This is a genomic window from Sphingobium sp. Leaf26, assembly GCF_001421665.1.
Taxonomy (GTDB): domain Bacteria; phylum Pseudomonadota; class Alphaproteobacteria; order Sphingomonadales; family Sphingomonadaceae; genus Sphingobium.
Genome location: NZ_LMKV01000001.1, coordinates 155,728 through 173,510, shown reverse-complemented (window position 1 = coordinate 173,510; position 17,783 = coordinate 155,728). Strand labels below are relative to the sequence as shown.

At 64.2% G+C, this 17,783-nt stretch carries 11 protein-coding genes; 7 read left to right on the top strand and 4 right to left on the bottom strand.

The window, feature by feature from the left end; translation table 11 throughout:
• Positions 1-66: 66 nt before the first annotated feature.
• The 4 genes from gatA (at position 67) to ASE85_RS00810 (ending at position 4,215) form a co-directional block, all read left to right on the top strand.
• Positions 67-1,551, top strand: a complete 1,485-nt coding sequence (gene gatA / locus ASE85_RS00825; RefSeq protein ID WP_056684156.1) for an Asp-tRNA(Asn)/Glu-tRNA(Gln) amidotransferase subunit GatA — start codon at positions 67-69, stop codon at positions 1,549-1,551.
• 215 nt (positions 1,552-1,766) lie between these two features.
• Positions 1,767-3,269, top strand: a complete 1,503-nt coding sequence (gene gatB / locus ASE85_RS00820; RefSeq protein ID WP_056682027.1) for an Asp-tRNA(Asn)/Glu-tRNA(Gln) amidotransferase subunit GatB — start codon at positions 1,767-1,769, stop codon at positions 3,267-3,269.
• A 22-nt stretch (positions 3,270-3,291) separates the two neighbouring features.
• A complete protein-coding gene (locus ASE85_RS22765) occupies positions 3,292-3,780 on the top strand; it encodes a hypothetical protein (RefSeq protein WP_156358146.1) in 489 nt (162 codons plus the stop codon).
• Positions 3,781-3,885: 105 nt separating this feature from the next.
• Positions 3,886-4,215, top strand: coding sequence for a hypothetical protein (locus ASE85_RS00810; protein ID WP_235523144.1), 330 nt, complete (start codon positions 3,886-3,888; stop codon positions 4,213-4,215).
• A gap of 186 nt (positions 4,216-4,401) precedes the next feature.
• Here the strand turns inward: ASE85_RS00810 and ASE85_RS00805 are convergent, their stop codons facing one another.
• The 4 genes from ASE85_RS00805 to ASE85_RS00790 all read right to left on the bottom strand — a co-directional run bounded on the left by ASE85_RS00805 (position 4,402) and on the right by ASE85_RS00790 (position 11,640).
• On the bottom strand, positions 4,402-7,611 hold the full coding sequence (locus ASE85_RS00805) for an autotransporter outer membrane beta-barrel domain-containing protein (RefSeq protein WP_056682021.1): 3,210 nt from the start codon (positions 7,609-7,611) through the stop codon (positions 4,402-4,404).
• A gap of 97 nt (positions 7,612-7,708) precedes the next feature.
• The gene (locus ASE85_RS00800; protein ID WP_056682018.1) at positions 7,709-10,159 is read right to left on the bottom strand and encodes a TonB-dependent receptor domain-containing protein; all 2,451 of its coding nucleotides are present in this window, start codon (positions 10,157-10,159) and stop codon (positions 7,709-7,711) included.
• Positions 10,143-11,072, bottom strand: coding sequence for a FecR family protein (locus ASE85_RS00795; protein ID WP_056682015.1), 930 nt, complete (start codon positions 11,070-11,072; stop codon positions 10,143-10,145). The genes ASE85_RS00800 and ASE85_RS00795 overlap by 17 nt, the downstream gene beginning before the upstream one ends.
• 55 nt (positions 11,073-11,127) lie before the next feature.
• Positions 11,128-11,640, bottom strand: coding sequence for an RNA polymerase sigma factor (locus ASE85_RS00790; protein ID WP_056682012.1), 513 nt, complete (start codon positions 11,638-11,640; stop codon positions 11,128-11,130).
• Between the two features lie 200 nt (positions 11,641-11,840).
• Between ASE85_RS00790 and ASE85_RS00785 the strand changes: the two genes are divergently transcribed.
• The 3 genes from ASE85_RS00785 to glgB all read left to right on the top strand — a co-directional run bounded on the left by ASE85_RS00785 (position 11,841) and on the right by glgB (position 17,755).
• On the top strand, positions 11,841-12,998 hold the full coding sequence (locus ASE85_RS00785; protein WP_056682009.1) for a serine hydrolase domain-containing protein: 1,158 nt from the start codon (positions 11,841-11,843) through the stop codon (positions 12,996-12,998).
• A 107-nt stretch (positions 12,999-13,105) separates the two neighbouring features.
• Entirely contained in the window at positions 13,106-15,574 is a 2,469-nt protein-coding gene (locus ASE85_RS00780) for a glycogen/starch/alpha-glucan phosphorylase (protein ID WP_056682006.1), read from the top strand.
• A 21-nt stretch (positions 15,575-15,595) separates the two neighbouring features.
• The gene (glgB, locus tag ASE85_RS00775; RefSeq protein WP_056684150.1) at positions 15,596-17,755 is read left to right on the top strand and encodes a 1,4-alpha-glucan branching protein GlgB; all 2,160 of its coding nucleotides are present in this window, start codon (positions 15,596-15,598) and stop codon (positions 17,753-17,755) included.
• The last annotated feature ends 28 nt before the right edge of the window (positions 17,756-17,783 follow it).

The following is a 17,783-nucleotide window of genomic DNA, read 5'->3' as shown; positions in this document are numbered from 1 at the left end:
AAGGGCCGTTTTTCTTTTCAAGAAGGGCAGAGCTTCGACAGGCTCGGCCCGAACGGGAAAAAGATTTTGACTGATCTGACTGATCTGACTGTAGCCGAAATCCGCGACGGCTTCCGCGCGGGCGATTTTTCGGCGCGCGAAGTGGCCGAGGGCTTCAACGCCAATGTCGCCGCTGCCAGGGCGCTGAACGCCTTCATCGTGGAAACGCCGGACAAGGCGCTGGAAGCCGCCGATGCGGCCGACAAGGCGAAGGCGGCCGGTGAAACGCTGGGCGCGCTTGCCGGCGTGCCGATCGGCATGAAGGATCTGTTCTGCACGGAAGGCACGCAGACGACCGCCGCGTCGCATATGCTGGAAGGCTTCGTGCCGACCTATGAATCGACCGTGTCGGGCAAATTGTGGGCGGCCGGCGCGGGAATGCTGGGCAAGCTGAACCTGGACCAGTTCGCCATGGGATCGTCCAACGAGACGAGCTATTTTGGCAATGTGATATCGCCTTGGCGGCGTGGGGGCGGCGACAATGCCGCACTGGCGCCGGGTGGGTCTTCGGGTGGTTCCTCGTCCGCGATTTCCGCGCGGCTGTGCCCGGCGGCGACCGGCACGGACACCGGCGGGTCTATCCGCCAGCCGGCTGCCTTCACCGGCATTTCGGGCATCAAGCCTACCTATGGCCGCTGTTCGCGCTGGGGCATCGTCGCGTTCGCATCCTCGCTGGATCAGGCCGGGCCGATGGCGCGCACGGTGCGCGACAATGCGATCCTGCTGGAGGTCATGTCGGGCTTCGATCCCAAGGATTCGACCAGCCTCGATCTGGCCGTGCCGCAGTGGGAAGCCGGATTGTCGAGCGACCTGCGTGGCAAGACGGTCGGTATTCCCAAGGAATATCGCCCCGATGGCCTGAACGCGGAAATCTCCGCCATGTGGGATCGCGGTATCGCCTGGCTGAAGGATGCGGGCGCGGAAGTGGTCGAAGTGTCGCTGCCGCATACGAAGTACGCGCTGCCGACCTATTATATCATCGCGCCTGCCGAAGCGTCTTCCAATCTCGCCCGCTATGACGGCGTGCGCTATGGCCAGCGCGACCTGCCCGATGGGGCGGGGTTGCAGGACATGTACGCCGCGACCCGCGCCGCCGGTTTCGGGCCGGAGGTCAAGCGCCGCATCATGATCGGCACCTATGTTCTGTCGGCGGGCTTCTACGACGCCTATTATACGCAGGCGCAGAAGGTCCGGGCGCTGATCGCGCGCGATTTTGAACAGGCTTTCGAAAAGTGCGACCTGCTGCTGACGCCGACCGCGCCGAGCGCGTCGTTCGCGCTGGGCGAAAAGCAGGCCGATCCGCTGGCCATGTATCTGAACGATGTCTTCACCGTGCCGGCGTCGCTGGCCGGGTTGCCGGCGATGGCGGTGCCGGGTGGGCTGGATTCTGCTGGTTTGCCGATCGGCCTTCAGATCATCGGCAAGGCGCTGGACGAACAGACCGTGCTGAATGCGAGCCTTGCGATCGAGGAACGGGCGGGCTTCACGGCGCGGCCGGAGAAGTGGTGGTGAACGCAACCGGGAGATGCGCGACTTGTCGACGTTCGCTGAATGTCGAAGAAGATCGCTTCTCCCTGGATTGTGGTGGAGATTGCTGGGGCTGTGTCGGCGCCGAAGAAACGGGCGATGATGCAGCAGGGCAGCCGGCCAGACATGAAATTGAACTTGGGTTGAGGTGGCCTGATGGGACGCCAAAAGACCAAGACGACAAAGGCGTGGAATAGCCAATGACTGAATCAACCTATCGCATCCAGGGTGCAACCGGCGAGTGGGAGGTCGTGATCGGCCTGGAAGTCCATGCGCAGGTGACGTCGAACGCCAAGCTGTTTTCGGGCGCGGCGACCGCTTTCGGGGCGGAGCCGAACACGCAGGTCAGCCTGGTCGATGCGGCCATGCCGGGCATGTTGCCGGTTCCGAACATGGAGTGCATCCGTCAGGCGGTGCGCACCGGCATGGCGATCGACGCGCAGATCAACAAATGGTCGCGGTTCGACCGCAAGAATTATTTCTACGCCGATCTGCCGCAGGGCTATCAGATCAGCCAGCTCTATCACCCGATCGTGGGCGAAGGGCAGATCGAGATCGTGCTGGACGAGAAGAACCCCGACGCCAGCAAGAAGGTGATCGGCGTCGAGCGCATCCATGTCGAGCAGGATGCCGGCAAGCTGATGCACGACCAGCATCCGACCAGCAGCTATGTCGACCTCAACCGGTCGGGCGTGGCGCTGATGGAAATCGTGTCGAAGCCGGACATGCGTTCTCCTGCCGAAGCAGGGGCTTATCTCTCGAAGCTGCGAACCATTCTGCGCTATGTCGGATCGTGCGACGGCAATATGGATCAGGGTTCGATGCGCGCCGACGTGAACGTCTCCGTCCGCAAGCCGGGTGAAGAGTTCGGCACGCGCACCGAGACGAAGAACGTCAATTCGGTCCGCTTCGTGATGGCCGTGGTCGAGCATGAGGCGAACCGGCAGGTCGATGTCCTGGAGGCCGGTGGCAAGATCGTGCAGGAAACGCGCCTCTATGACCCGGATCGCAACGAGACGCGGTCGATGCGGTCCAAGGAAGATGCGCATGACTATCGCTACTTCCCCGATCCCGACCTGTTGCCGCTGGAACTGGACGATGCCTTCCTGGAGGCATGCCGCCAGTCGCTGCCCGAACTGCCCGACGCCAAGCGCGCGCGCTATGAAGGCGACCTCGGCCTGTCCGCCTATAATGCCGCGACTTTGACCGCCGACGCCGACACGGCGCGCTGGTTCGAGGCGCTGCTGACCGAAGGTGCACGCATCCAGAAGAAGAGCGAGGGCGACGTCGCCAAGGCTTCGGCCAACTGGCTGTTATCGGAACTCTATGGCGCGCTCAACCGCATTGGCAAGTCGTTGGAAGATAGCCCGGTAAGCCCCGAGGAAGGCGCCGAATTGCTGGCGCTGGTGGCCGATGGCACGATCAGCGGCACGATCGCCAAGCAGGTGTTCGAGATCATGCTGGAAACGGGTGAAAAGCCTGGCAGGATCGTCGAGGAAAAGGGCCTGAAGCAGACCAGCGACACCGGCGCGATCGAGGCGGCGGTGGCCAAGGTGCTCGCCGACAATGGCGACAAGGTCGAACAGTATCGCGGCGGCAAGGAAGCCCTGTTCGGCTTCTTCGTGGGCCAGACGATGAAGGCGATGCAGGGCAAAGCCAACCCGCAGGTCGTCAATGAACTGGTAAAGAAGGGGTTGGGTTAAGTTATCGGAGGAGCGGGTAGCAGTGCAAATTTCCTGGCTATTGGCTGGCCCGCTTCTGATAGCCATCGGTGCTCACTCGACGCAGCATGCACCTGTTGTAACCGCACTCGATCTGCCTCTGGACCAATTCGTCGGCCCAGTTCGTGCGGGATCTCTCTGTCTGCCGCATGGGCGAATGCGGGTAGCGGACTTCTTTCGATCGGCGCGCGATCTTCAGTCAATGGTCGATGAGGCGACGGAAGAAGCGACCTATCCGCACGGACGATACTCGGCGATACGGTTGACAGCGCTTGATGTTAGGCTCTGCGCCAAATCCTGGGGCATATTAGGGCTGGGTGATCGGCAACGTCTGTCCGGTGAATCGCGATTCACCTTCATCAGCGAGCGTCCCGAAGGCAGCAAGGCGGAGCGCGTGATCGTGCTGGAATTGACGGGAAAGCAGGCGTTGAGACCGGACGAAATAGCCCGCGAAGCCATCCGCCGCCTGATTTTGACGGACGATCCGGTTTGATGCTCCCCCAAATTGACGGCTCGTGAAACATAATTTTGAAGTCGCGCGATAAGTCTCAGTATAGACAGCACAAACTGAAGGTTCGTGTTCAAACATGGGGGTATCATGAGAGTTCCAGTTTGCCTGTTGGCAGCCTTGGCCGTGTCTGGCTGCGCTTCGACCCAGAAGGTGCTGGATAAGGGCCCGACAGAAGTTTTTCATTCGCAAAAGTCCGTGAATGACGTCGCTTTTTGCATGTCGAATAAGAATAATGTGCCTGCGATGGACCGGGACGATGGTTCGAAAGTTGTTTTGATCAAAAACGGCTATGGAGGCGTGTCGATGGCCTTTTCTATCTTTCCGGAAGGGACGGGCAGCCGCGTCGAGTATCGTAAGCAGTTCGGCACCATCGGTGGCATCTGGAAGCAGTGTATCGGGATCGCAGACGAAAAATGAGCGGTTGTGACGTGCAGATCACAGTCGAATATTTTCGCCGACAGTAAAAATAAAGGGGCGCCGCCGGGGGGACCAGCGACGCCCCTCTTTTATGCCCGGCGCCCTTGGGGAGGGTGTGTTGCCGGAGCGGAAAGGACGGACCGGGAGGGTCTGTGGGGTGTGGCCCGTCCTTTCATCTTCAAGACGTCACAGGACGAAGTTTACCGTCGCCCTAAATGAGATGGCGACGTGATTTTGTTGTTCCTCCGCGCCGAATTCGCCGCCGACGCGGAAGGTGTCGGTGCCCCCATAGAGACGGGCGCGGCCGGTCCAGCCGTTGGTGCGGTCTTCCGATACCAGCGTGAAGCGATCGCCGCCCTTGAAGTAAGCGGTGGTATCGCCCAGCGATCCGCCCACGATCTGGCGACGGCCGCCTTCCAGTTCGATGCGCACCCAGCCATCTTCCTTGTTCAGGCTGCCGAAGTCGTAGCCGGCGGTGACGGTGCCGTTGGCGGTCAGTTCGTCGCTGGTGCGGCCCAGCACGGTCAGGTTGAACGCATCGCCGCCGCCGCTTTCGCTATAGCCATTTTCCTTGAGCCGGTAATAGTCGATGCCGAGCGCCGGACGCAGGCTGAAGCGGCCCATGTCCAGTTGATAGGCTGCGCCGGCCGTGGCGGACATGAGCGTACCGTTCCAATTGCCCTCCGCCGTGCGGGTGACGTCGCCGCTGGCGAAATTGCGGGTGCCGTCGAACTTGATGCGGGCAGCCGACAGGCGGGCGAAGCTGAGCAGCGGACCCCATTGGCCGCGCCAGTGCGCCGCCAGTTCGAACTGGTCTGAATCGACCGCATTGCTCGAACTGCCGCTGCTGTCGCTGCCATGGATATAGGCGAAGGAGCCACCGAACGCGCCGATGCCGCTGAGATATTCCACGCCACCGCCAGCGCCCCAGCCGGTGATGTCGTAGGATGCGGTGCTGCCCACGCTCTTGGCGCTGCCGAAACCGACCTGCTGCAACCAGAAGCCGAGGCGGCCGTCCTTGGTGCGGTAGATGCCGTTGGGATCGGACAGGATGCGGGCAGTGGCGCGCGATCCCGATGTGACCGCCTCGAACGTGCCGCCGGCATGGTCGGGCAGCATCTGGCGCACATTGCCGGTCAGGGTCGCCCCGTCATTGATCGCCAGATAGGCGGCGGCGACGTCGGCGTCATTGTCCAGCGCCTTGAAGATCGCCGAATAGGCGCTGGCTGTGGAGCCGCTGAGGCCCAGTTCCGATACGGTCTTGGCCGCGATCGACAGGGTGACGGTGCCGGCGGCGCTGTCACCGGTCACGCTGCTCTTGAACATATAGGGGAGCAGGGCGGCGGTGGTGAGCGTCGGCGATCCGCTGAGCGATCCGGCGCGCACGATGACATAGTTGCCGATCGATCCGCCGACCTTGGTCAGGTTGACCTTGACCTGCGATCCACTGGCGAAGCTGGCGGCCCCGGCCACGTCATAGACGGTGCTGGCGCCGGTCGTTCCGTTGATGGTGACCCCCAAAGTGGACGTGCTGCTGGCGGACAGCGAGCCGAGCGCCACGGTGCCGGTGCCGGTGCTGTTGAGCGTGCCGCCATTCAGCGCCACCGCGACGTTGCCGCCGTTGGTGATCGTGCCCGAAAGGGACGATGTGCCGCCCAGCGTCAGCGTACCCGCGCCACCGCCGAAATCGACCGTGCCAGCGACCTTTGACGTCCCTGCGAGGGACAGGCTGTTGGTGCCGGTGCCGAACGCGATATTGCCGGCCATGCTGGACGCGCCGGACAGGATGATGCTGTCATTGCCCGCGCCCAGGCTGAGGTTGCCCGCGATCGTGCCGGCCGATACGGTCAGCATATCGTTGCCCGATCCCAGGCGGATGTCGCCGGCGATGCCGGGCGCGGTGGCGGTAGCGGAGGCCGCCGCCTGCGTCAGGGTGACGCCGCTGCTGTTGGCGGTCAGGTCGATCGCGACGTTGGAGCCGCTCTTGCCGCCCGACGCCGTGATCTTGCCGCTGTTGGTCAGGCTGGAGACGGTGCCCGACGAATCGAGGATCGCAACCGCGCTGCCCTTTTCGGTGCTGCCGCCCGATGCGCCGACCGCGCCGCTGATCACGATCGACCCCACAGTGGCGCCCGCGTCGATGACCAGGCCGCGCGCCACGGTGCCGTCCTTGGTCGATCCGCTGGCGCCCACGGTGCCGCTGATGTCGATTATGCCGGCGGTGGCGCCGCTGCCCAGACGCATGGCGGTGGCGTTGCTGTCATAGGATACGGCCGCGACCGTGCCAGCGACCTTCACGCCCTTGGCGATACCGACGTCGCCGCCCAGCCCGCCGATAACCAGGCCGTTGGCGTCCACGCCATCATAGACGCCATAGCCGGCGATGCCGCCATTGACGATCAGGCCATAGCCGGTGTTGCCCGCCACGACCGCACCGATCATGGTGTCGCGGTCCGCCGCGCCGATCTGCACCGCTGCAGCTTTGCCATAGGTGACGACGGTGGCCGTGCCTTCGGTGGCGTCGGTCAGGCCGTCGCCATCGACGTCGGGCTTGGTGCTGTCCAGCGTGGGCGGTACGTCGAATATGATGCCGCCGGTCACATTGCCGGCGATGACCAGCGCGGAGCCGCCCTGGAGCAGGTCGTCCGCATCCAGCTTTGTCACGTCGGTCGGACGGGTCGTGCTGCGATAGCCGGTGCTGGCGATCGTGCCCTGAATCTTGACCGCGCCGGTGACGTCGCCCAGCAGTGCGGCGCCGATGCTGTTGGCGCCCTGAACCGACGTGGTCCCGCGCAAGGTGACATTGCCGGCCACATCGTTGGCGACCACGCCATAACTGTTGTCGCCTGTGACGTTGGTGGTGCCGCTGGTCGACAGATTGCCGGTCAGCTTGCCGTCCAGACGGATGCCGGCCGACTGGTTGCCCTCGATCGTGATGGTGCCGCTATGGTCGATATTGCCGGTGTGCCCAGCGCCCGACTGGACCCAGATGCCGGTCTTGCCCGATCCCTTGGCGAAGGGGCCGTCAATGTCGCCGTCCTTATCGGTATCGGTCGCGGTATAATCTTCCGTCAGCGTGATGGTGCCGCTGTTGGTGATGGCGCCGGTCGTGCCGGGCGCGACCAGGATGCCGGTGACGTTGTTCGCGTCGTTGATGGTGATGGTGCCGGCGTTCGACACCTTGTTGTTGCTGTCCACGGTAACGGCGGCGCCGCTGGTCAGCTTGATCGATCCGGCCGCACTGATGGTGATGTCGTCAGCGCCGCCGTTGGCCACGGTGGAGGTCTTGACGGCAGCGGTCGTGGCGGTGGCGATGGTGGTTTCGGCGTCGGCGTTGGCCATAGTAAGGGCCACGAGCACGGGCGCGATCGCCGTGCAGGCCAGTAGATGTCGCATGATGTCTCCTCTGCGTATCGCGCTGTATCAAGTGCGCGCGTGCGCATGGGACGTCGCCGGACCGTGGCTTCCGTCAGGCAATGCGATGAATGGATGTTCAGAAAGCGAAATCGACGCCGATGCGGACGGTGCGGGGGCGCAGCGGGGTATAATAGTCGGTGCGCAGGTCGAACGGGGTGCCGAGCGAGAAGCGATTGCCGTTGCTGTCCAGCAGGTTGGTGAGCGACAGCGAATATTGCAGCGGGCCATGGGTCAGGCTGGCGGACAGGCTGGTGTCGACATAGTCGCCCTGCGTCTGCCCCAATATCGGACCGACGCCGAGGCGCGACTTGCCGACATAGCGGGCGGAGCCGGACAGGCCGAAGCGCATGTCGTCGCCGATCGTCGTGCGATAATCGACCGCCAGCCGGCCGCTGAGATTGGCGACGTTGGGCAGGCTGAGCGAGCGGCCGTCATAGGATAGTGCGCGCACGAAATCGGCGGGCTGGGACAGGCGGCTGTCATTGTAGATGATGCTGGCGTCGAGCGTCAGTTGCTGCAACGGTCGCACGACGATGCGGCCTTCGACGGTATAGATGCGCCCGTCGCCGATATTGGCGGTGGTGGGCAGGCCGATGCGGTCGGTGACATCGGCCTGGATGTTGCGCCAGTCGGTATAGGCGATGTTGGCGCTGGCGGCGAACAGGTCGTGGCCCGGCACACCCTTGCGCGCGCCCACTTCCACGGTGGAGACGCGGTCGTTCTGGAACCGGCGGACGCGCTGGTCGTCCACCGCCAGGCCGCCGGGGCGGAAGCCCTGCTGGAACCGGGCATAGAGCGTGACATCGGGGATGGCGTCGGTCAGCAGCGAGGCGGAGGGCAGGAAGATCGTTTCGCTGCGGTCGGCCTGCGCCTCCGCCCGCGCCAGCTCGCTGTCGGAGAGGGCGGCGACCGGATCGAGCGCTTCCCCGGACAGGCGGCTGTTGGTCAGGCGACCGCCGAAGGTGGCGATCAGCCCCTTGACCGGCTCGAACGACGCCTCGCCGAACATGGTCGCTTCCTTGACCATGTTGCGCACGCCCGTCGCGGGAGCGGCCATACCGCGACCGTACATCGCGACGCCCGGAATGATGGCGGGCTGCACCTCGGCCGTGCCGAAGGAGGTGAGCGAGCGATTGAGGTCGGACGTGCTCTGGAGATAGGAGGCCCCCAATATCCAGCCCAGCCCATTGTCGAGGTCGCGCACGAGCCGGTTTTCAGTCGTGAAGATGGCGACCTTGTTGCGCTGACGGAACAGGGCGGGCGGTCCCCCCGGCTGGGTCGCGTCATAGCTTTCCGCCAAAATGTGGCGGACATAGCCGGTCGAGGATACGAAGCGCAGGCTGTCCCATTGCCTCTCGATCCGCAGGTTGCCGAGCAGATAGTCGGAATAATAGGGCTGGGCGACGGCGGAGGCCCGTTCCAGCCGCCCGACGGAGCGGGTTGCATATTGGGCGTCGTCACCGTCGATATGCTGGTAGACGCTATTCAGGTCGATGGTCCAGTCGTCGTCCGGGGCGAAGCGCAGCGCGGTCCGGCCGCCATAGGTGCGCACCTTGTTGACGTCGTCCTTGCCGCGATTGACGTCGTCGATATAGCCGCCATCCTGCACGCCATAGCCGACGACGCGCAGCGCCAGTTTTTCCGAGACGATCGGGATGTTAAGCGTGGCCGACAGGTCGCCACCCGGATCGCCATGCTGGGTAGCAGACAGGCCGGCCGACATCTGCCCGCCATATTCGGCGAGGTTGGGCGCATTGGGCATAACGCGGATGATGCCGCCCAGCGATCCTGCGCCGTATAATGTCCCCTGCGGTCCTTCCAGCACTTCGATCCGGCCCACGTCGTAGAGTTTCAGGTCGGGGTCGGGCGCGGCATAGTTCAGGCGCATGTCGCCCAGATATTGGCCGGTGGTCGCCTGGGTCGGGCCGGCGACACCCGAATCCGCGATGGCGCGAATGAACAGCTTGTTGCGGCCGGCGCCGGCGTGGGTGGAGCTCAGGCTCGCCACGCGCGCCAGCAGCGTGGCGGTGCCGCCAGACGCCTCGGCGGTGGTGAACATGCTGGCGTCCAGCGCCTCCACCATGCCGGCATAGCGCGGCAATGGCGTGTCGCGCTTGGACGCGGTGACGATGATTTCGGCCGGCGGCTGATCGGCGAGTGGGGCGGCCTGCATGGGGGCGGGCGCAGCGGCTGGGGGCGGGGGCGGCGCGGACCTGGCGCGAACGATGCGCCAGCCATTGCTGCCGACGCGCTGGGCCTTCGCGCCGCTGCCCTTGAGCAGGATGCGCAGCGCCGCTTCGGCATTCATCCGGCCCTGGACGGCAGGGGTGCGCAGGCCAGCGAGCGACTGGTCCGACATGCCGATGCTGGCGCCCGTTTGACGGCCGAGCGCTATCGCTGCCTCGCCCAGCCAGCCGGGGGCGATGCTGATATCCTGTCTATTCGCCCCTGAAGCGGGCGTTGCTGTCGCTATGGCGATCGCGAAGAGGGGCGTGGTGACGATCAGAAGGTCAGTTCTGCGGCCCATTTCCCTCCTTCAACAGCCAGGCGTCGCCCTGACGCACGGCGGAAAGGCCCATCAGCGGCGCGGCCTGCGCAAAGAAGCGCGCGGGATCGCGGTCCAGCCGGATCGTGCCGGTAAAGCGCATCGCCTGCGCGCCCGGCGTGAAGCGGACGGTCAGGCCGAGCGAGCGGGCGGCGTCTTCGCCCACCTGCGCGACCGGCGCGTTGCTGTAGACCAGTTGCCCCTGACGCCAGCTCGCGACGGCGGCGGGGGCGATGTCCATGACGCGCAGCCCTTGCGCATCGTCGGCCAGTGCGCGGCCGGCGGGCAAGGCGATCGCTTCGGCCTGCGGATTGTAGATCACCTTGCCTTCCGACACGCCGATGCGGGTCGCGGCCTTGGTCCGCACGATGTTGAAGACGGTGCCGGCATCCTCGAACACCGCGTCGCCCACGGTGACGCGGAAGGGATTGGCGGCATCGTGGCGCACGGTGAAGGCGGCTTCGCCAGCATCGAGCGCGGCGAAGCGGGCATCCTTGCGATCAAAGCGCATGGAGGTGTCGCCGTTCAGTTCGACCTTCGTGCCGTCGTCCAGCGCGATGACCCGGATTTCGCCGGGCCGGGTCGTGACGCTGTAGATGTCGCTGCGGTTTGCGACACCGAGTGAGACAGCCGCAACGAGAGCCGCCGCGACGGCACCGCCGCCGATCCAGCGGAGCGGACGGCGCGATGGTACGCCCGGATCATTGGCAGCGATGGGCATGATGACCGGTTCGGACGGCACGAAGCTGTCCAACTCGCTGTCCGCCAGCATCAGCGCATCATAGGCGGACGCATGTGCAGGGTCCGCCTCCAGCCATGCGGTGAAGCCGTCCCAGTCGCTAAATTCCGGGTCGCGGGTTTGGATGACCCAACCCAGCGCCTCCTCGTTAATCATGGCTCCGGCCCTGTTCATTTTTTGCCCCTTGCGAGACCTGACGTCGCCGACCCGCTCATTCCGTATCCAGTTTCTGCTTGAGCGACAGCATGGCCCGATAGGCCTTTTGCAGATCCTTCTCCACCGTGGTCAGGCTGAGCCCCAGTTCGTCGGCGATGACCCGCTGACCGACGCCTTCGATCCGGAAGCGGCGGAACACCAGTTCGACGCGCGGCCCCAGATCGCGCAGCACGGTGCGGGCCTCGTTCAACTGTTCGTTCAGGACCATGCGATCGTCCACGGCGATGTCCTCGCTGGGATCGGCCATCACGCCGCCCGCGCCCTCGGCCCAATCCTGTTCGCGCCGTTCGCGCCGTGTGGTGGAGCGATAGCGGTCCAGCATCAGATTGTTCGCCATGCGATACAGATAGGGCAACGGATCGGATACCGGGCCAAGATCCTTGGCCTCCAGCTTCATCCACATGTCCTGAAGCAGGTCTTCGGCATCGTCGCGCGCGCCGCGTGCACGCAGGAAGCGCAGCAGGGCGGGGCGGTTGGCCATGAAGATTGCGGAGAGGCCGGTGGCCATGCCTGTGGTCGTCCAGTTATGCTGTTCTGGCGCGTTGCCATAGAGGGGCGGGTGGGGTCTTGGCAACGTCCAAGCTGTTTACGCATCCGTTACGCTGCGTTAGCGGTGACGGTGACGGTGACGGTGACGGTGACGGTGACGGCGGAAGGACAGGTGGCAGGGTGGACGGAATCGACGGCAAGGCGGCGGTGGCGGCGGGGATGGACCCGGATCGGCTGGACGCGCTGGTCGCGCATCTGGACCGCACCTATCTGGCCAGCGGCAAACTGCCCCATATGCAATTGCTGCTGTCGCGTGATGAAGAGGTGCTGCTGTCGGTGGTGCGCGGGCAGGCGCGGGCAAGCGGGGAAGCGCTGCAAGCCGACGCGCTGTATCGCATTGCGTCGATGACGAAGCCGATCACATCGGTCGCCTTCATGATGCTGGTGGAGGCGGGCAAGGTCGCGCTGAATACGCCGGTCACGGATATCATCCCCGAATTTGCCGACCTGCGCGTGGGGCAGGCCAATCGGGCCAAGCCCAAAAGGCCGATGCTGATGATCGACCTGCTGCGGCATACGTCGGGCCTGACCTATGGCTTGCAGCGCCAGACGCCGATCGACGCACGCTATCGCAAGCTCGGCCTCGACGAGTTCCAGCAGAAACGGACATCGGACCAGTTCGTCGCGGACCTTTCCACCCTGCCGCTGGAATTTTCGCCGGGCGAGCGGTGGAATTATTCGGTGTCGACCGATGTGCTGGGCGTGGTGGTGGAGCGGCTGAGCGGGCTGGACCTAGAGGCGTTCTTCCGCACCCATATCCTCGATCCGCTGGGCATGGTCGATACGAGCTTCGTGCTGCCGGACGAGAAGGCGCATCGGATGACGGACGCCTGGCGGCTGGACGAGGATGGTGGCCTTGCCATCGCCGATATCGGTGCGCGCAGCGGATGGCGCCGGACCGGGCGGTTCCTGTCGGGCGGTGGCGGGCTGGTGTCGTCGGTGGCGGACTATCATCGCTTCGCGCGCATGCTGCTGCGCGGCGGGGAACTGGATGGCGTACGGCTGCTGGCGGCGGAGACGGTCGCGCAGATGCGCAGCAACCAGTTGCCGGGCGGCGGCGACCTGTCCAGCCTGTCGAGCGCGATGTTCAGTGAGGCCGACTATCAGGGCGTCGGCTTCGGGTTGGGCTTTGCCATGGGGATGGAAAGTCAGGAATATTATTGGGGCGGCGTCTTTTCGACCTATTTCTGGATCGACCCGGTCGAACGACTGATCGGTCTGTTCATGACGCAGCATCTGCCGTCCAGCACCTATCCGGTACGCGCCGAACTGCGCGCTGGGGTGGCCGGCGCGATCGTGACGCGGCGTCCACGCTGAACGGATCGAAATGCGGCGCGGCAAGTTATTGCTGCACCGCAAAAATAGCGTGGCGCGGCGACAGACGCTGTGCCATCATCGCGGTAACTCATCAGGGGGATCAGGCGATGAATCTCAAGGGCCAGACCAAGCTTCCCAAGCCCGCGCCGCGTCAGGTGGACCCGGACGTCCTTGCCCACGAGATTGTCGAGCGGCTGACCTATCGCATCGGCAAGAATGCGGCGGCGGCCAAGCCGCACGACTGGCTGCATGCCGTGATCCTGGCCATTCGCGACCGGGTGATCGACGCCTGGATCACTTCCACCCAAAAAACCTATGAGCAGGAAGGGCGGCGGGTCTATTATCTGAGCCTGGAGTTCCTGATCGGCCGGCTGATGCGCGATGCGGCGTCCAATATGGAGATGCTGGACGATTTGCAGGCGGCGCTGGATTCGCTCGGCGTCGATCTGGACCTGATCGCCGCGCTGGAGCCGGATGCGGCTTTGGGTAATGGCGGGCTTGGGCGACTGGCCGCCTGCTTCATGGAAAGCATGGCGACGGTCGATGTGCCGGCTTATGGCTATGGCATCCGTTATGTGAACGGCATGTTCCGGCAGGAAATCAGCGACGGCTGGCAGGTCGAATTACCCGAAAACTGGCTGGCGCATGGCAATCCGTGGGAGTTCGAGCGGCGCGAGGCGAGTTACGAGATCGGCTTTGGCGGCCGCGTCGACCCGGCCGAGGGTGAGGATGCCGGCCCGCACCAGATGCGCTGGCGACCCGCCGAGCGGGTGATCGCCACCCCTTATGATACGCCGATCGCGGGCTGGCGCGGCAAGCGGGTCAATACGCTGCGCCTGTGGGAAGCGCAGCCGATCGACCCCATCCTGCTCGACAAGTTCAACGCCGGCGACCATGTGGGCGCGCTGTCCGAAAGCAACCGGGCCGAGGCGCTGACGCGGGTGCTCTATCCGGCGGACTCGTCGCCGGCGGGGCAGGAATTGCGGCTGCGGCAGGAATATTTTTTCTCCTCCGCGTCGTTGCAGGACATTGTGCGGCGGCACATTCAATATTTCGGAAGCATCGAGACATTGCCGGACAAGGCGGCGATTCAATTGAACGACACGCACCCAGCGGTGGCGGTGGCGGAGTTGATGCGCATTTTGCTGGACGATCATGGGATCGATTTCGGCGAAGCATGGGACATCACCCGGCGGACGTTCAGCTACACCAATCATACGCTGCTGCCCGAAGCGCTGGAAAGCTGGCCAGTGCCGCTGTTCGAGCGGTTGCTGCCGCGCCATATGCAGATCGTCTATGCGATCAACAGCACGCTGCTGGGCGAAGCGCGTAAATCTGGCCAGTTCACCGACGACGCGATCGGCACGATATCGCTGATCGACGAAGGCGGCGACCGGCGCGTGCGCATGGGCAATCTGGCCTTTGCCGGGTCGCACAGCGTCAATGGCGTGTCGGCGCTGCACACCGATTTGATGAAGGTCACGGTCTTTGCCGACCTGCACAAATTGTACCCGGCGCGGATCAACAACAAGACCAATGGCGTCACCTTCCGCCGCTGGCTGATGCAGTGCAATCCGGGGCTGACCGGCCTGATCCGCGAAGCGATCGGCGACAGGTTTCTGGATGATGCCGAAGCGCTGCGCGACCTGGACGCCTTTGCCGACGACAGCGCGTTTCAGGAGAAATTCCTGGCCGTAAAGCGCGCCAACAAGGTCGAGTTGGCGAACCTGCTGCGCAAGCGGATCAATGCGCGGATCGACCCGACGGCATTGTTCGATATCCAGATCAAGCGCATCCACGAATATAAGCGGCAGTTGCTGAACATCGTGGAAGCCGTGTCGCTCTACGACCAGATCCGCTCGCACCCGGAAAAGGACTGGGTGCCCCGCGTCAAGCTGTTCGGCGGGAAGGCGGCGCCCAGTTACCATAATGCCAAGCTGATCATCAAACTAGCGGGCGACGTTGCCCGTGCGGTCAATCATGATCCGGCGGTGCAGGGGCTGCTGAAGTTGCAGTTCGTGCCCAATTACAATGTCTCCATGGCGGAGGTGATGATCCCGGCCGCCGACCTGTCCGAACAGATTTCGACGGCGGGCATGGAAGCATCCGGCACCGGCAACATGAAGTTTGCGGTCAATGGCGCGCTGACCATCGGCACGCTGGACGGCGCCAATGTCGAAATGCGCGACCATGTGGGCGAGGATAATATCATCATCTTCGGCCTGACCGCACAGGAAGTGAACGAACGGCGGGCGCAGGGCTATGTCCCGCGCGACGTCATCGGCCAGAGCCGGGAACTGGCGCAGGCGCTGGATGCCATCGCCAGTGGTGTCTTTTCCCCTGACGATCCTGATCGCTACAAGGGGCTGGTGCAGGGCATTTACGACCATGACTGGTTCATGCTCGCGGCCGATTTCGACAGCTATTCCGCCGCGCAGCGCCGGGTGGATGCGCTCTGGTCGGATCAGGCATTGTGGGCGAAGAAGGCGATCCATAATGTCGCGCGCATGGGATGGTTTTCGTCCGACCGCACGATCCGCGAATATGCGGCTGATATCTGGAAGATCGCGCCATGACCGAAGGCAGGGGATGACGTGGTGCTGAAGCCCGAACAGATCGACAGGTTGGTCAACGGGCTGGATGACGATCCCTTTGCCACGCTTGGCGTCCATCCGGCCGGGAAGGGTTTTACGGCGTGTGTGTTGCTGCCCGATGCGGTGGGTGTTGAGGCGCAGACGCTGGAAGGCAAGAGCATTGGCGCGCTGGAGCAGGTGCACGGCGACGGGCTGTTTTTCGGCGCGGTCGCGGTCAAGACGCGCCAGCCGCTCCGCTATGTCGCCACCTATGGTGATGGGGGCAGCTACACGCTGGTCGATCCCTACAGTTTCGGGCCGGTGCTGGGGCCGATGGACGATCATTATCTGGCCGAAGGATCGCATGGCCGGCTGTTCGACAAGTTGGGCGCCCATGTCATCGCCCATGAAGGCGTGACCGGCACCCATTTCGCGGTCTGGGCACCGAACGCGCGGCGGGTGGCGGTGGTTGGCGACTTCAACCACTGGGACGGGCGGCGCGCCCTGATGCGTCATCGCGCGGACGCCGGCCTGTGGGAGATTTTTCTGCCCGACGTGGAGGCGGGCAGCGCCTATAAATATGAGATTGTCGGCGCGGACGGCGTGCTATTGCCGCTCAAGGCCGATCCCTTCGCCTTCCAGTCGCAATTGCGGCCCTCCACCGCCTCGATCGTTGCGGCGCCGGACGATCACAAATGGGGCGACGATCGCCACCGGGAATATTGGCGCACCGCCGATGCGCGGCGGCAGCCGGTGTCGATCTACGAAGTGCATGCCGGGTCATGGCAGCGCGATGATGACGGTGAATTTCTGAGCTGGGACGACCTTGCCAGGCGGCTGATTCCCTATGTCGTCGGCATGGGCTTTACCCATATCGAATTTCTGCCGATCAGCGAATTTCCTTATGATCCAAGTTGGGGCTACCAGACGCTGGGCCTCTATGCGCCGACTGCGCGGTTCGGCGATCCGGCGGGGTTCGCGCGCTTCGTGGACGGTGCGCACCGGGCGGGGATCGGCGTCATCCTCGACTGGGTGCCAGCTCATTTCCCGACCGACGAACATGGGCTGGCCAAGTTCGACGGCACCGCGCTGTATGAACATGCCGACCCGCGCAAGGGATTCCACCCCGACTGGAACACCGCCATCTATAATTTCGGCCGGCGCGAGGTGGTGCAATATCTGGTCAACAATGCACTGTTCTGGGCCGAGCGCTATCATATCGATGGCCTGCGCGTCGATGCCGTCGCCTCGATGCTGTATCTTGATTATTCGCGTGCGCCGGGGGAATGGATTCCCAACGACCATGGCGGGCGCGAAAATGTAGAGGCGGTCGCGTTCCTCCAGCAGATGAACAAGGCGCTGTACGGCGCGCATCCCGGCATCATGACCATCGCCGAGGAATCGACCAGTTGGCCCGGCGTGTCGCAGCCGGTCGATGCCGGGGGCCTTGGCTTCGGGTTCAAATGGAATATGGGCTTCATGCACGACACGCTGCGCTATTTGCAGCGCGAGTCCGTTCATCGCGCCCATCATCATGACGATATCACCTTCGGCCTGCTTTATGCCTTCAGCGAGAATTTCGTTCTGGCGCTGAGCCATGACGAGGTGGTGCATGGCAAGGCGTCGCTGCTGCACAAGATGGCGGGGGACGACTGGCAGAAGTTCGCGAGCCTGCGGGCCTATTATGCGTTCATGTGGGGCTATCCCGGCAAGAAGCTGCTGTTCATGGGGCAGGAATTCGCCCAGCGCGGCGAATGGAGCGAGGAACGCGCGCTCGACTGGGATCTGCTCGACCATGCGCCGCATCTGGGTGTCCAGAAGCTGGTGAGCGATCTCAACCATCTCTACCAGTCCCGCCCCGCGCTGCATGCGCGCGATTGCGAGCCAGAGGGCTTCGAGTGGGTGCTGGTGGACGGCGCGGCCGATAGCGTCTTCGCCTGGCAGCGGCGCGCGCCCGGCGTCCGGCCGATCGTCGTCATCAGCCATTTTACCCCGGTGTTGCGGCATGGCTATCGCCTGCGCCTGCCATCTGGCGGGCGCTGGCGCGAGATATTGAACAGCGACGCGGCGGACTATGGCGGCAGCGGCGCGGGCAATATGGGACAGGTGCAGGCGGACGAGGAAGGGTGGGCGAACATCACCATCCCGCCCTTTGCAACCCTGATGCTGGAACTGGATTATTGAACACCGACGGCGCGTGCAGGCAGTCGCG

Excerpts from the sequence above, each read along its gene's own strand:
- gatB (WP_056682027.1), top strand. The coding sequence starts at position 1,767 with ATGACTGAATCAACCTATCGCATCCAGGGTGCAACCGGCGAGTGGGAG.
- ASE85_RS00810 (WP_235523144.1), top strand. The coding sequence starts at position 3,886 with ATGAGAGTTCCAGTTTGCCTGTTGGCAGCCTTGGCCGTGTCTGGCTGC.
- ASE85_RS00805 (WP_056682021.1), bottom strand. The coding sequence starts at position 7,611 with ATGCGACATCTACTGGCCTGCACGGCGATCGCGCCCGTGCTCGTGGCC.
- ASE85_RS00800 (WP_056682018.1), bottom strand. The coding sequence starts at position 10,159 with ATGGGCCGCAGAACTGACCTTCTGATCGTCACCACGCCCCTCTTCGCG.
- ASE85_RS00795 (WP_056682015.1), bottom strand. The coding sequence starts at position 11,072 with ATGATTAACGAGGAGGCGCTGGGTTGGGTCATCCAAACCCGCGACCCG.
- ASE85_RS00790 (WP_056682012.1), bottom strand. The coding sequence starts at position 11,640 with ATGGCCACCGGCCTCTCCGCAATCTTCATGGCCAACCGCCCCGCCCTG.
- ASE85_RS00785 (WP_056682009.1), top strand. The coding sequence starts at position 11,841 with ATGGACCCGGATCGGCTGGACGCGCTGGTCGCGCATCTGGACCGCACC.
- ASE85_RS00780 (WP_056682006.1), top strand. The coding sequence starts at position 13,106 with ATGAATCTCAAGGGCCAGACCAAGCTTCCCAAGCCCGCGCCGCGTCAG.